The organism is Marinobacter alkaliphilus (genome assembly GCF_055394375.1).
This window is the reverse complement of record NZ_AP043751.1, coordinates 3,906,763-3,919,158: the sequence shown is the minus strand read 5'-3', so window position 1 is coordinate 3,919,158 and position 12,396 is coordinate 3,906,763. Positions and strand designations below refer to the sequence as shown.

At 57.4% G+C, this 12,396-nt stretch carries 14 protein-coding genes; 11 read left to right on the top strand and 3 right to left on the bottom strand.

Translation table 11 applies throughout. The annotated features are described in order from the left end of the window. Positions 1-32 precede the first annotated feature (32 nt). A complete protein-coding gene (locus tag ACZ5Q2_RS17995) occupies positions 33-1,187 on the bottom strand; it encodes an isocitrate/isopropylmalate dehydrogenase family protein (RefSeq protein ID WP_061332244.1) in 1,155 nt (384 codons plus the stop codon). Positions 1,188-1,385: 198 nt separating this feature from the next. On the opposite strand from ACZ5Q2_RS17995, the gene ACZ5Q2_RS17990 reads away from it, so the two are divergent. Both ACZ5Q2_RS17990 and ACZ5Q2_RS17985 read left to right on the top strand, forming a co-directional pair. Then, positions 1,386-2,150: an EAL domain-containing protein gene (locus ACZ5Q2_RS17990; RefSeq protein WP_172972247.1), complete on the top strand. Its 765-nt coding sequence runs from the start codon at positions 1,386-1,388 to the stop codon at positions 2,148-2,150. 25 nt (positions 2,151-2,175) lie between these two features. Next, on the top strand, positions 2,176-2,532 hold the full coding sequence (locus tag ACZ5Q2_RS17985) for a hypothetical protein (RefSeq protein WP_072677863.1): 357 nt from the start codon (positions 2,176-2,178) through the stop codon (positions 2,530-2,532). Here ACZ5Q2_RS17985 and ACZ5Q2_RS17980 read toward each other — a convergent pair. Further along, complete coding sequence (locus tag ACZ5Q2_RS17980; RefSeq protein ID WP_061332242.1) at positions 2,526-3,428, bottom strand: LysR family transcriptional regulator; 903 nt, start codon at positions 3,426-3,428, stop codon at positions 2,526-2,528. The two genes, ACZ5Q2_RS17985 and ACZ5Q2_RS17980, sit on opposite strands and share 7 nt — an antisense overlap. Before the next feature lie 147 nt (positions 3,429-3,575). On the opposite strand from ACZ5Q2_RS17980, the gene ACZ5Q2_RS17975 reads away from it, so the two are divergent. The 5 genes from ACZ5Q2_RS17975 (at position 3,576) to ACZ5Q2_RS17955 (ending at position 8,564) form a co-directional block, all read left to right on the top strand. Further along, positions 3,576-4,787 (top strand): acyl-CoA dehydrogenase family protein, encoded by a 1,212-nt coding sequence (locus tag ACZ5Q2_RS17975; protein ID WP_061332241.1) that lies wholly within the window; start codon positions 3,576-3,578, stop codon positions 4,785-4,787. Positions 4,788-5,182: 395 nt separating this feature from the next. Continuing rightward, positions 5,183-6,004, top strand: coding sequence for an SDR family oxidoreductase (locus ACZ5Q2_RS17970; RefSeq protein WP_230713681.1), 822 nt, complete (start codon positions 5,183-5,185; stop codon positions 6,002-6,004). A 21-nt stretch (positions 6,005-6,025) separates the two neighbouring features. Beyond that, the gene (locus tag ACZ5Q2_RS17965; protein ID WP_230713679.1) at positions 6,026-7,090 is read left to right on the top strand and encodes a phosphotransferase family protein; all 1,065 of its coding nucleotides are present in this window, start codon (positions 6,026-6,028) and stop codon (positions 7,088-7,090) included. After that, the gene (locus ACZ5Q2_RS17960; RefSeq protein ID WP_061332238.1) at positions 7,090-7,779 is read left to right on the top strand and encodes a histidine phosphatase family protein; all 690 of its coding nucleotides are present in this window, start codon (positions 7,090-7,092) and stop codon (positions 7,777-7,779) included. The genes ACZ5Q2_RS17965 and ACZ5Q2_RS17960 overlap by 1 nt, the downstream gene beginning before the upstream one ends. Positions 7,780-7,793: 14 nt before the next feature. After that, positions 7,794-8,564, top strand: a complete 771-nt coding sequence (locus tag ACZ5Q2_RS17955; protein ID WP_061332237.1) for an SDR family oxidoreductase — start codon at positions 7,794-7,796, stop codon at positions 8,562-8,564. A gap of 77 nt (positions 8,565-8,641) precedes the next feature. Here ACZ5Q2_RS17955 and ACZ5Q2_RS17950 read toward each other — a convergent pair whose 3' ends face one another. Beyond that, positions 8,642-9,508, bottom strand: a complete 867-nt coding sequence (locus tag ACZ5Q2_RS17950; RefSeq protein ID WP_061332236.1) for a DUF6279 family lipoprotein — start codon at positions 9,506-9,508, stop codon at positions 8,642-8,644. Positions 9,509-9,874: 366 nt separating this feature from the next. Here ACZ5Q2_RS17950 and ACZ5Q2_RS17945 point away from each other — a divergent pair, with 366 nt between their 5' ends. From ACZ5Q2_RS17945 to ACZ5Q2_RS17930, 4 genes are all read left to right on the top strand, one after another. Continuing rightward, entirely contained in the window at positions 9,875-11,272 is a 1,398-nt protein-coding gene (locus ACZ5Q2_RS17945) for a DUF4397 domain-containing protein (protein WP_061332235.1), read from the top strand. Positions 11,273-11,417: 145 nt separating this feature from the next. After that, positions 11,418-11,594: a periplasmic nitrate reductase, NapE protein gene (locus ACZ5Q2_RS17940; protein ID WP_061332234.1), complete on the top strand. Its 177-nt coding sequence runs from the start codon at positions 11,418-11,420 to the stop codon at positions 11,592-11,594. Between the two features lie 6 nt (positions 11,595-11,600). Then, a complete protein-coding gene (napF, locus tag ACZ5Q2_RS17935; protein ID WP_061332233.1) occupies positions 11,601-12,098 on the top strand; it encodes a ferredoxin-type protein NapF in 498 nt (165 codons plus the stop codon). Beyond that, complete coding sequence (locus ACZ5Q2_RS17930; RefSeq protein ID WP_061332232.1) at positions 12,091-12,393, top strand: chaperone NapD; 303 nt, start codon at positions 12,091-12,093, stop codon at positions 12,391-12,393. Before napF ends, ACZ5Q2_RS17930 begins: the two co-directional genes overlap by 8 nt. The last annotated feature ends 3 nt before the right edge of the window (positions 12,394-12,396 follow it).

Below are 12,396 nucleotides of genomic sequence, written 5' to 3'. Positions count from 1 at the left end.
GAAGTGAATGAAATACCTCTTTAGCAGACTAGTCAGGCCTGCAGGCGTTTACAAATGGCATCGCCAATCTGGCTGGTCGCCCGTTGCTGGTTACCCTGTTCGGCAAGGTCAGCGGCTACTGCGTCGAACAGCTCCTTCCCGGCCTGTGCCAGTTTGGGGTCTTTGCGGCCAAGCCAATCGAGCATACGCGCCGTGGTAAACAGCATGGCGGTGGGGTCTGCAATACCCTGGCCGGCAATATCCGGTGCACTGCCATGGGTGGGCTCGAACATGGACGGCATATTCGGGTCGGTCGGGTTGAGGTTGCAGGAGGGAGCAACGCCCATGCCGCCAGACAGGACGGCTGCCAGGTCGGTCAGGATATCGCCCTGCAGGTTGCTGGCCACCACCACATCAAAGGCCCAGGGGCACTGAACAAACTTCATGCAGGCGGCATCTACGAGTTCGTGGTGGGTGGCCACGTCGGGAAAGTCGTGGCTGACTTCCTCAAAGACTTCGGTGTACATGTCACCCCAGTAACGCAAGGCATTGCGCTTGGTCACCAGGCAAACCTGGCTTTCACAGCTTCGGCCATCCAGTGTGCGGAAGGCGCGGGTACGGCCTTCCTGCACCCGCTCACCGGCACGCTTGCGGGCCTGCTCAAAGCCGTAACGGATGATTCGTTCGGTGGCCCGGCGGGTAAAAACCTCCATCTGAGTGGCCACTTCGTCTGGCTTGCCCTGACGCAGTCGCCCGCCCTGACTGACGTACTCGCCTTCACTGTTCTCGCGGATCACCAGCATATCGATGTCCTTGGCGCGATCATCTTTCAGGTACTGCCTGGCGCCCGGTAAGAGTCGCGCAGGGCGTTCACACACCCACTGGTCGAAACCTTTACGCATGTCCAGCAGGGGAGCCAGTGAAATGCTGTCTGGCAGGAGGTACCGGTTGGTGTCGTCCATAGGGCCGGGATCGCCCAGGGCGCCCAGCAGGATGGCGTCATAGGCCTTTAACTGGGCAAGCGCGTCTGCCGGCCAGGATTCGCCGTATTCTTCGTGCCAGGCATGTGATGGCCAGGGGAACCGGGTCCATTCCAGTGCCAGGTTGTGCTTCGCGCGCAGGGTCTCCAGACAGCGGACAGCTTCGGCGACAACTTCCGGACCGATGCCGTCTCCGGGGGTAACTGCGATGCGAGTGGTCTGGGCCATTCCCGAGCCTCCTAACGTGCGGTGTTTGCGGGTTTTGAACAACAACCCCAGTGTAGTCCTCGGGCTGGCAGATGCCAGTGGTGGTGGCTTTAATTAATTGACGAAGTTTTACGACCTGTCGGTTGATAGCTATAGTGGAAACTAATTGATTCTTTTAAGCTTCCAGCGACATGTATCTGTTTTTGTTCCGGAGCCCGTGTGAATAAACCCGAAGTGCTATTTGATGAGTCACATTGTGAGCAGTGTGCCTGTGGGAGCGGTCTGGATTTTGCGTTCAGTTTTGCCTTCCAGCCCATTGTGGATGCGGACAACAAAACAGTGTTTGCCTATGAGGCGCTGGTGCGCGGCCCCGAAGGAGAGGGCGCCATGTCGGTGCTGTCCAGGGTCAATGAAAACAACCGATATGCGTTTGACCAGATTTGCCGGGTCAAAGCGGTCAAGCTGGCAGCCCGGCTCGACATGCAACCGCTACTCAGCATCAACTTCATGCCGAACGCGGTGTACAAGGCTGAATATTGCATACGGACCACTCTGGCGGCGGCGGAAACCTACAACTTTGATACCCGGAAAATCATCTTCGAGATGATTGAAAACGAGGATCTCAGTTCCGTAGAGCATCTGTCCTCCATCATCGAGGCGTACCAATCGATGGGGTTCAGCACTGCAATTGACGATTTCGGGGCCGGTTACTCCCGCTACAACATCATGATGCTGAGCCCGCCGGATCTCCTGAAACTGGATATGGCGCTGGTGCGGAATATTCATGACGATTCCAATAAACAGGCGGTTGTGCTTGGAATCATCACCATGATGCGCCATCTTGGTGGTCGGATTATCGCGGAAGGCGTAGAAACCAAAGAGGAATACTTCTGGCTGCGCTCCCAGGGAATTGCGCTCTATCAGGGCTACCTGTTCGCCAAACCGGGGTTTGAGTGCCTGCCAGAGCCCGTGTTCCCGGACTGACCACCTAAACGTAAAGGATAACTAAGTGCTGTACCGGATTATTACGCTTGTTGGCGGCCTGGTCTTTGTGGTTGCCCTGTTTGCCCTGCTGTGGTTCTTCTGCAAGAAGTTTCTGGAGCACCATGGTGTCAAAGAGCAGAGTTCGGATCGGGCCATGGTGCTGGCTACCTGGACCTTTGCCGGCATCGCAGTTGGCCTGGTGTTTGCTGTCGTGGGCTCGTTTGTGCTCGGCCCCTGGGCTTTCTATCGAACCTTGCGGGGCCACGACGTGCCAGTGTCAGACGCCGCCGCAATCTGGTGGGGTTTTGGAATTGTAGTGCTTTCCCTGGGCATTACCGCTGCCGGTTTCTTTGGCTTCCTTGCCCTGGTAGGCGCCTACTGATGTTGTGGCAGGCCGCGTAGCAGGTCCCGAAACCACACCAGCGCAGGCTCCCGCTCATACGCCCTGTGCCAGTACAGGTGCACATCGATGGAGGGCATCTGTGCGGGCGGGCTCATCACTTCTATTTCACTGCGTTCGGCAATAATCCGGGCGTAGGTTTCCGGCATAGTCAACAACAGGTCGGAATTCTCCACCACCCGGCAGGCAGCATAGTAGTGCTGGCAACGTAGCCTGATGCTGCGCTGTACGCCGTGCCGGGACAGCTCAAAGTCCTCGATGCCCGGACCCTCGGTACGGGACGAAACCAGTACATGTTTTGCCTTCAGGTACGCCGGCATATCCAGCCCGTCTTTAATGGCTGGGTGCCCCTTGCGCGCCAACACCACCAGGCGGTCCTGCCGAAGCAGTTCGTGGCTGGTCTGGTTACTGACCGGCAGCAATACATCAATGGCGAAATCCAGTTTGCCGGCGGCTAACTGGGTTTCCATATCCCGCCTTGGTATCCGCTGGGAGACAATCTCCATGTCCGGGTAGGGTGCCAGCTTGCCCATCAACTGCGGCAGAAAGGTTGATTCCAGCACATCCCGCAACCCCAGGGTGTAAGTCTTGCGCTGACTGGCCGGGTCAAAGGCATGGAACTGGTTTACCGCGCTCTGCACCTGATTCAGTCCCGGCCGCATGGACTCCAGAAACCTGCGCGCTAACGGAGTGGGCACCATCTGGTTGCCCTGGCGGGTAAACAATGGGTCATCAAAGTGATCCCGCAGCCGCGCCAGGGAATGGCTCACCGCTGGCTGTGTCAGGTGCAGCGCCCTGGCGGCGCGGGTCAGGCTGCCCTCCCGATAAATGGTATCGAAAACATGCAGCAGGTTGAGGTCCAGTCGATTCAGGGCCATGAGACGCGTCCGGTTCCGGAATAAGTAAGGGTAATGATAAACGATAAGAACAATTCAGTCGCGTAATAGCGCGTTGGCTCCTAGACTGTTTTCCATCTGAACAAAAGTGCGCCCCGGTTGGGGCAGGTAAGCGCGAGGAGCTGCACCATGGATTTCAATATTTCCGAGAAAGGCCAGGATTACCTCAAACGCGTGAAACAGTTCATGCGTGACGAGATCTTTCCCATTGAAGAGCAGTACCACAAGGAGCTTGCCTCCCTGGAAAACCGCTGGGTGGTGTTGCCGATCATCAAAGAACTGAAGGAAAAAGCCAAGGCCCAGGGCCTGTGGAACATGTTTTTCCCGGACGACAAATACGGCTGTGGCCTGCTGAACTCCGACTATGCCCTGATTGCCGAAGAAACCGGTCGCAGCTTCATTGCCCCGGAAATCTTTAACTGCAATGCGCCAGACACCGGCAACATGGAAGTGCTGATCCACTACGGCTCGGAAGAGCAGAAAGCCGAGTGGCTGCCCAAAATCATGAGCGGCGAAGTACGTTCCGCCTTCTGCATGACCGAACCGGCGGTTGCCTCCTCCGACGCCACTAACATGGAAGCCACCGCGATGGTTGAAGGTGACGAAGTGGTGCTCAATGGCCGTAAATGGTGGAGCACCGGCATTGGCCACCCGGACTGTAAAGTCGGCATTTTCATGGGCGTGACCGACCCGGACGCACAGAAACACCGCAGGCACTCCATGGTGTTGGTGCCGCTGGACACCCCTGGCATCACCATCGAGCGCATGCTGCCAGTCTTCGGCGCCTACGATGAGCCATATGGCCATGGCCAGGTACTGTTCGACAACGTACGCCTGCCCAAGAGCGCCATCATCGCCGGCCCTGGCCGTGGCTTCGAAATCGCCCAGGGCCGTTTGGGGCCGGGCCGCGTGCACCACTGCATGCGTGCCATCGGTGCCGCTGAGCGCACTCTTGAGTTAATGATCAAGCGCGCCATGACCCGCGAAGCCTTCGGCCGCCCCATCGCCAAGCTGGGTGGGAACCCGGATGTCATCGCCAATGCCCGTATGAACATTGAGCAGGCTCGACTCTTGACGTTGAAGTGTGCTTGGGCGCTGGATACCAAGGGCATCATGGGCGCGCTGCAGGAGGTGTCGATGATCAAGGCGGTGGTGCCGGCGATGTTGCAGCAGATTGTGGATGATGCGATTCAGATTCACGGTGGGGCTGGTGTCAGTGACGATGATTTCCCGCTGACGGCATTGTTCGGTTACGCTCGGGTATTAAGGCTGGCCGATGGCCCGGACGAAGTTCATCGGGCGATGGTGGCTCGGTTGGAGCTCCGGAAGTACAAGTCCTGATTTTGGGTTTGGGTTGGGTGCTTTGGTTCTCCTGATCTCTTGGTTGGCAGTGGGGTGGCCGACGGGGCGAGACTTCTGAAACACGCTGTGAATACGTCCGTGTACGCTCCGCTCCGCCATCCATGGCTCCGCAGGGTTTCAGAAGTCTCGCCCCGCCGGCCCCCTCTCCTACTACGGTGAGGGATTGCGAGAAGAAAATCGGAACAGCTTACTGATGAGATTGGGAGCTGATGCCGGGTAGGCCTTTCCAAAACCTTGCGGAGCCATGGATGGCGGAGCAGAGCGTACAGGGAAGTATTCACAGCGTGTTTTGGAAAGGCCTACCCGGTAGCAGCGCCTCCTCCAAAGCAAAGAACACGAACTCCAGAACATAAACATAACGGAGAGAAACACCGATGACACAACGGGTATTTATAACCGGCGGGGCCAGTGGCCTGGGCCGGGCGATTGCATTGCGATATGCCAAAGAGGGCGCGAAAGTCTGCATTGGGGACATAAACCCGGAGCAGGGCGTGGCCGTTGAAGCGGAATTGAATAGCGCCGGGGGCGAAGGCTACTTCGTTGAGTGCGACGTTCGCCGCCTGAGTGACTTCGAGAAAGTCCGCGATGAACTGGTACAGAAATGGGGCGGAGTGGACGTTGTGGTCAACAACGCTGGCGTTGCGTCCGCAGGCTCCATCGAAGACACCACCATTGGTGACTGGGAATGGATTCTCGATATCAACGTACTGGGTGTGGTGCGAGGCTGCAAAGCCTTCACGCCGCTATTCAAGGAACAGCGTTCCGGCGCGTTTGTGAATGTGGCCTCCATGGCCGGGCTTATGCTGGCGCCGTTGATGGACAGCTACAATGTTTCCAAGGCTGGGGTGATTGCCCTGTCTGAAACCCTCAGCCAGGAGCTGAGGGATTCCGGCATTCACGTCAGCTGCGTCTGCCCCGCATTTTTTCAGACCAACCTGGCCAGCACCATGCGCTCGGATATTCCCGGCATCCAGCAGAACGTCAACAAACTGATGAAGCGTTCCAACATCACCGCCGAAGACGTGGCCGAAGATATTTTCCGCAGTGTGAAAGACAAAGACTTCTGGGTACTGCCCCACGCCAAAGAGCGACGTATGTGGATGCTCAAGCGCCATGCGCCCTGGGCGTTTGACTGGTTGATGCACCAGGAAACCAAACGCTGGATGAGCAAGATGGGTGGCAAGGCTAACGCCTGAATACATCACAGGAGAGATCGAATGACTCAGATCGACCAGGCCGTAGACATCCGGGAAGGCGAAGAGCTGGATATCAGCGCCGTCGACCAGTTCATGAAGCAGGCCATTCCGGGCCTGGAAGGGAAGCCGAGTATCAAGCAGTATCCCGGCGGCGCGTCCAACCTGACCTATCAGGTGGACTACGGCGAGCAATCTTACGTACTGCGCCGGCCGCCGTTCGGCAAGATTGCCAAGTCCGCCCATGACATGCTGAGGGAAGCTCGGGTAATGGATGCCTTGAAGCCGGTTTACCCCTATGTGCCCAACATTGTCGCCATCTGCGATGATCACAGCGTGCTGGGGTGTGATTTCTATGTGATGGAGAGGCTCAAGGGCATTATTTTACGCCAGGATTTCCCGAAGAATTTTGAGCTGAGTGCAGAAGACACCCGCAAGCTATGCCTGAATGTGATCGACAAGCTGGTGGACCTGCACACCGTCGATGCCAGGGCTGCTGGCCTGGACAAGCTGGGTAAGGGGGCGGGCTACGTGCAGCGCCAGATTGGGGGCTGGAGCGATCGTTTCCGCAAGGCCCGCACCGAGGATGTCGGTAGCTTTGAAAACGTGATGGCCTGGCTGAACGACAAGATGCCGGACGACATCGCCCAGGTTGTCATCCACAACGATTTCCGTTTCGACAATGTGGTGCTGAACCCGGACAACCCGTTTGAAGTGATTGGCGTACTGGACTGGGAGATGGCCACCATCGGTGACCCGCTGATGGACCTGGGCAACAGTCTGGCGTACTGGATTGAAGCGGGCGATGAAGGCCCCTTCCAGATGCTGCGGCGCCAACCCACCCACCGGCCGGGCATGCTGACCCGCAAGGAAGTGGTGGACTACTACATGGAGAAATCCGGCTTCCGGTCTGAAAAGTTCGATTTCTACGAAATCTACGGTCTGTTCCGCTTGGCAGTGATTGTCCAGCAGATCTATTACCGCTTCTATCACGGACAGACCAAAGACAAGCGCTTTGCCGCCTTCGGCCACGCTGCCAATTATCTGGAGAAACGGTGCCAGCGCCTGATCAGTGAGAGCTCGCTGTAATGGCCACGATTTATCTGGTGCGCCACGGCCAGGCCAGCTTCGGCAAGGAAAACTACGACCAGCTCTCCCCGCGAGGCTGGGCGCAGGGCAAAGTCCTGGGCCGCTGGCTGGCGGACAAAGTAGAGCCGGGAGCCATTTTTGGCGGTAACCTGCAGCGCCATCGGGAAACCGTTGAAGCGATCACCACCGGTTATGGTGCAAGCCTGCCGGATATGCAGGTGATGGAAGGCCTGAACGAGTTTGATCACGTTGAAGTGGTGGAACGCCTGCGCCCGGAATGGGCGGATAAACAGGTGATGGCTCGGGACCTCGCGAGTTTCCCGAAACCGGCGAGGGCGTTTCAGCAGGCTTTTGAAAAAGCTGTTGCCCGCTGGGTGAGTGGTGAACACGACCACGAATACGCGGAATCCTGGCAGGGTTTCCGGCAGCGGGTTAGCACTGCGCTGGATCAACTGATTGAGCTGGCGGACGGTGCCGATGTCATTGTCTCCACATCCGGCGGGCCCATTGCGGTGATTGCCCAGCACCTGTTGGAGCTTTCAGATCGAAAGGCGCTGGAGATGAACAACGTGATTGCCAACACCAGCGTGTCCCGCATTTTGTATTCCGGCCCCCGGCGTAGCCTGGCCGTATTCAACAACTACAGTCACCTGGAAGCGGAAGACCCCGCCCTGGTGACATTCCGATAAGCTGAGGAAACTCCATGAGCAATGTAAACCTGTTCGACCTGACTGGCAAAGTCGCCTTGGTAACCGGTGCCAGCCGTGGCATCGGCGAGAGCATCGCCCGCACACTGGCCCACTACGGCGCCCACGTGATCGTCAGCAGCCGCAAGATTGACGGTTGTGAAGCCGTCGCGAGCAGCATCCGTGCCGATGGTGGCAGCGCCGAGGCCTTCGCTTGCCATATTGGCGAGATGGATCAGATTGAGGCGGTTTGGGAGCACATTGCAAAAGAGCACGGCAAGTTGGATATCCTGGTGAACAACGCCGCCGCCAACCCATACTTTGGCCCCGTCGAAGATACCGACCTGGGTGCTTTCCACAAAACCGTGGATGTGAACATCCGTGGCTACTTCTTCATGTGTGCCCGTGGCGCCCAGCTGATGAAAAAAAACGGCGGCGGTTCCATTGTGAACGTGGCGTCGGTTAACGGCGTAAACCCTGGCCACTTCCAGGGCATCTATTCGGTGACCAAGGCGGCGGTGATTTCCATGACCAAGTCTTTCGCCATGGAGCTTGGCCAGCAAAATGTTCGGGTGAACGCTTTGCTGCCGGGCCTGACCGACACCAAGTTCGCCAGCGCCCTGACCACCAACGAGGCCATCAAGAAACAGGCCATGGCTCACATTCCGATGAAGCGGGTGGCAGACCCGGACGAAATGGCCGGTACCGTGTTGTACCTGGTGTCCAACGCTTCCAGCTACACCACCGGTGCCTGCATTAATGCGGATGGTGGTTACCTGACGGTTTAATAACCGCCGGAATTAAAAAGGGCCGGAGAATTCGTCATCTCCGGCCCTTTTCTCTGTCTGGTGCTCAGCTGGCCAGATCAGGAGCAGGTCAGGGCGGTGAAGTCTCGGTTCAATTTGCTTGCCCGGGCCTGTAGGTGCTCCCGGTGCTGTTGGTCGCCAGCCTGGATCAACGCACGCATCAGGTTTGCCATGGCCAGCCGGCTTTCCCTCATCATGGCCTGGTATTCGGGACCTCGGGCGTTTTCGGAGTTAATCACCAGTTCGCGGATGGCCTCATCAAAACCGGGCTGGTCCCGGCCTTTCATGGTCTCCAGCAGGGCCTTTTGCCAGTTCTTGCGGCCCTGCAGCCAGATTTCTGTTTGTTGACCGCGATCAGCAGACCACTCTTCAAGCAGAGCCTGCTGCTGTCCATTGAGGCTGCCCAGCCACCGTTCAACCCGTTTGGCGGTGCGCTCTGCCCGCGCCTTGGCAGTTTGTTGCGGGTCGCCCCCCAGCATTTCCTGTTCAAGCTCAGCCTGATCTTCTGCCATGTTCCTGGCCAGTTCGGTCACCTGGTCATCAGACAGGCTGGTCAGAAGATTCACAGCCACTGGCACGGCTCTATCCAACAAGTCCGGTACAAAGACCAGGAGTTGTTGCTGATGATATTCAATGGTGTCGATATCCGGTGCGCCATCGGCTATGTCGGCCTCAAGTTCGTCCAGCCAGGCGCGGTAGCGGGGTAGCTCCGTTGAGCAATGCCACTTGAGCAGGCTGTCCAAGTCCTGGTTCAGCTGCCGTTTCTGCGCCCGGCTCAGGGTGACATAATCTTCTACCCACCAAACCACACCCCAGTCCGCATAGCGATAGGCCATGCGGGTAGAGCTGCAGCCAGCCAGGACGAACAGGACGACAAGGGAAAGCGTTGTCAGCTTCAGGGTTTTCGTGCGGTGCCGCTGATCCATGGTGCCTGTCTCTCGGTGGTAAAACTTTACATCCCTATTATGATGTTGCGATCGCCTATCTGCGCGCTAATCACTTTAGTCTAGGTACGGATTGGCGAAAATTTCAGATGCTGTTCGCTCACAATTGCCGAGGAGGTGTCATGTCTTCCGATAAAATGACGCGTGTAGAGGATCGTTTCTGAGTGCCTGCCAGCATAGAGAAAATTGTATTCAGCTCACATTCGTGATCTCGAATGTAAAAAATTGTGAATCCGTTTTTTTACCCTCCCCGTAGATTGCTTTGACGCATTAGTCAGGGACTGAACTGGTGCAGGTTCGAACCAAATAAACCGATCGTCAAGCTTTGTACAGTGAGGAACAGCGACAATGAAAACGATAGTGGCTTTACCGGTTTTGATGGCCGGCAGCGTTTTGCTTTCTGGTTGTTTTGATGGTTCGAGCAGTACTCCAAGAACCGATGTTCGGGTTGTTCATGCCGTATCCGACGCCCCTTCTGTTAACGTCAGTTTCAATGGCGAGGCACTGGTTACCGGTGCGGACTTCAAGCAGGCTGCGACCTTGCGGCCAAATCGCGGCAATTATTCAGTTGATGTTGATGCGATCTTACCAACAGGCGATCAGTTGACCGTCATCGAGGTCGGAAGCACCCGGTTTGAGGCAAACACCCGATACGATATTATTGCGACCGGTACCGTTGGCGGCAGCGACATCGAGCCGGTGGTGCTGACAGACGATGGCCAGCGGGATGATCCGAACTCGGCTCGCTTGAGGGTGGCCCATCTGTCGCCAGCCGCTGACAGCCTGGTGCCCGCTGTGTCGGTTTATGTGACTGCTGATGGCGCCGACTTGCCAGCAGAACCCGCTTTCAGTTTTGCATTCCGTGATTCCGTTGGGCCGCTGGAGCTGGACGCCGGAACCTACCAGATCCGGGTGACCGCCGAGGGCAGCGCCGATGTGGTGTATGACAGCGGTGCCGTCGAGTTGCCTGCAGGCTCTGATCTGTTGATTGCCGCTATCGATAACACGGTGTACGGCGAGTCTCCGGTCAGCCTGCTAGTGATTAATGGCAGCGAGACGTCTGAAATTCTGGACAAGGATACCGGAGCAGGCATTCGCGCGGTTCACAACTCTTCAGATGCACCTAATGTTGATATTTATCTGAACGAAGACCCGGACGGTTCCGCAGCCGCTACCGACGTGGCCTTCGGTGAGACAGTGCCGACGTTCGCCAGACTGGGAGAGTATGTGGGACTGGAGACCGGCGATAACCGCGTCGCGGTGACGGCAACTGGCAGCCTGACTCCTGTGTTGGATGAAACTCTGGCCTTGGATAATGGAAGCCTTCTGACCATTCTGGCAGCCGGTTCCGCCGAAGCGGGAACACTCGAAGCCCTGGCCTTTGCAGACGATAACCGCCGTATTGCCACAGAGGCTCGCCTCCGGGTTATCCACGGCGCGGTAGAAGCACCGCTGGTGGATGTATTCCTTGTTCCTGCGGCGGACGCCGGTACCAACCAGGGCAATGCCATGCCGGCACTGGATGACTTCGCCTATGGTGACTCGTCGGGCTATCTTGGAGTGCCGGCCGGTGATTATGTTGTGTTTATCACCTCCGCCGATGGCACCGAGGTGCTCTTCCGTTCCGGTGAAATCAGTCTCGCAGCCGGTGGAGTTTATACGGCAGTTGCTCGTCTCGCTCCTGAAGATACCGAGAATACAGCTGGTCTGACGCTGCTGGACGATTTCGTGCCGCCAGCGACCTGATTCCTGCCTCCAGGACCCAGATGAAAGCCCCGGCCCCGTCCGGGGCTTTTTTGTCTATACCCCCAAAGAAATACCAAATTTGATTTTTGCCAAGTTTGCTCTGTTTGACTAGGGTAATGAATACACACATAAAAAAGGCGGGTTTATGGACGACCTCCAACAACTGACGCCGGAGCAGCGCAAGAGCAGCGAATTCCGGTTATTTGTCTTCATCATCGTCTTCCTGTTTCCCATCCTGGCCGTTGCCGTTGTGGGTGGTTACGGTTTTCTGATCTGGATGTCCCAGGTATTCATGGGGCCGCCGGGGCCACCCGGGGGATAGGCAAACATGGCTGTGAACGAGTCCCGCCGGCTTTTTCTGCGCGGCGGCAGAGCGGTTTCGTCTGAGTGGCGGCCGCCCTGGACAACCCAGGCCATCACTGATCAGTGCACCCTTTGCGATCGCTGCATTGAGGCCTGCCCGGAAGATGTGCTGTTTCGTGGTGACGGCGGTTTTCCGCAAATCCGCTTTACTGGCGAAGGCTGCACATTGTGTGGGGAATGCGCCAGGTCCTGCCCGGAACCGGTGTTTGACCTGGCCCGGGAGGCATTCCCCTGGCGTGCCCAGGTGCAGGATAGCTGCCTTGCCAAAGCCAATATCCATTGCCAGACCTGCCGCGACGCCTGCGAGCCAATGGCCATCCGATTTCCACCCAGGCATGCTCATGTCGCCGTCCCGGAGATTGTCGAAGACAAGTGTACCGGGTGCGGTGCCTGTGTCGCCGTGTGCCCTGAAGATGCCATCAGCCTGATTGCTCAGGCACAGCGAGAGCCGGCCCATGCCTGACTCGCAGAAAGCCGAAATCCACATTGCCAGTTTTCTGGTGCACGTGCGCCCGGAGTCTCTGGACGCTGTTCTTGAACTGCTTGAACAAACAACGGGCCTGGAGGAGGGCACTCGAGACCCGGTTGGCAAACTGGTGGTTCTGGCAGAGGGTAGTAGCCATCAGGATCTGCTCGGTGCCATGGAGTTGATTGAGAGTGCGCCAGGCGTTCTGGAATGCATTCTGGTTTACCACGAAGTGATGTCGCCCGAGGAAGCGAGCCAGCAGTTGATTGCTACAGGACCGTCAGAAACATAGCAA

Excerpts from the sequence above, each read along its gene's own strand:
- ACZ5Q2_RS17995 (WP_061332244.1), bottom strand. The coding sequence starts at position 1,187 with ATGGCCCAGACCACTCGCATCGCAGTTACCCCCGGAGACGGCATCGGT.
- ACZ5Q2_RS17980 (WP_061332242.1), bottom strand. The coding sequence starts at position 3,428 with ATGGCCCTGAATCGACTGGACCTCAACCTGCTGCATGTTTTCGATACC.
- ACZ5Q2_RS17975 (WP_061332241.1), top strand. The coding sequence starts at position 3,576 with ATGGATTTCAATATTTCCGAGAAAGGCCAGGATTACCTCAAACGCGTG.
- ACZ5Q2_RS17970 (WP_230713681.1), top strand. The coding sequence starts at position 5,183 with ATGACACAACGGGTATTTATAACCGGCGGGGCCAGTGGCCTGGGCCGG.
- ACZ5Q2_RS17965 (WP_230713679.1), top strand. The coding sequence starts at position 6,026 with ATGACTCAGATCGACCAGGCCGTAGACATCCGGGAAGGCGAAGAGCTG.
- ACZ5Q2_RS17960 (WP_061332238.1), top strand. The coding sequence starts at position 7,090 with ATGGCCACGATTTATCTGGTGCGCCACGGCCAGGCCAGCTTCGGCAAG.
- ACZ5Q2_RS17955 (WP_061332237.1), top strand. The coding sequence starts at position 7,794 with ATGAGCAATGTAAACCTGTTCGACCTGACTGGCAAAGTCGCCTTGGTA.
- ACZ5Q2_RS17950 (WP_061332236.1), bottom strand. The coding sequence starts at position 9,508 with ATGGATCAGCGGCACCGCACGAAAACCCTGAAGCTGACAACGCTTTCC.
- ACZ5Q2_RS17945 (WP_061332235.1), top strand. The coding sequence starts at position 9,875 with ATGAAAACGATAGTGGCTTTACCGGTTTTGATGGCCGGCAGCGTTTTG.
- ACZ5Q2_RS17940 (WP_061332234.1), top strand. The coding sequence starts at position 11,418 with ATGGACGACCTCCAACAACTGACGCCGGAGCAGCGCAAGAGCAGCGAA.
- napF (WP_061332233.1), top strand. The coding sequence starts at position 11,601 with ATGGCTGTGAACGAGTCCCGCCGGCTTTTTCTGCGCGGCGGCAGAGCG.
- ACZ5Q2_RS17930 (WP_061332232.1), top strand. The coding sequence starts at position 12,091 with ATGCCTGACTCGCAGAAAGCCGAAATCCACATTGCCAGTTTTCTGGTG.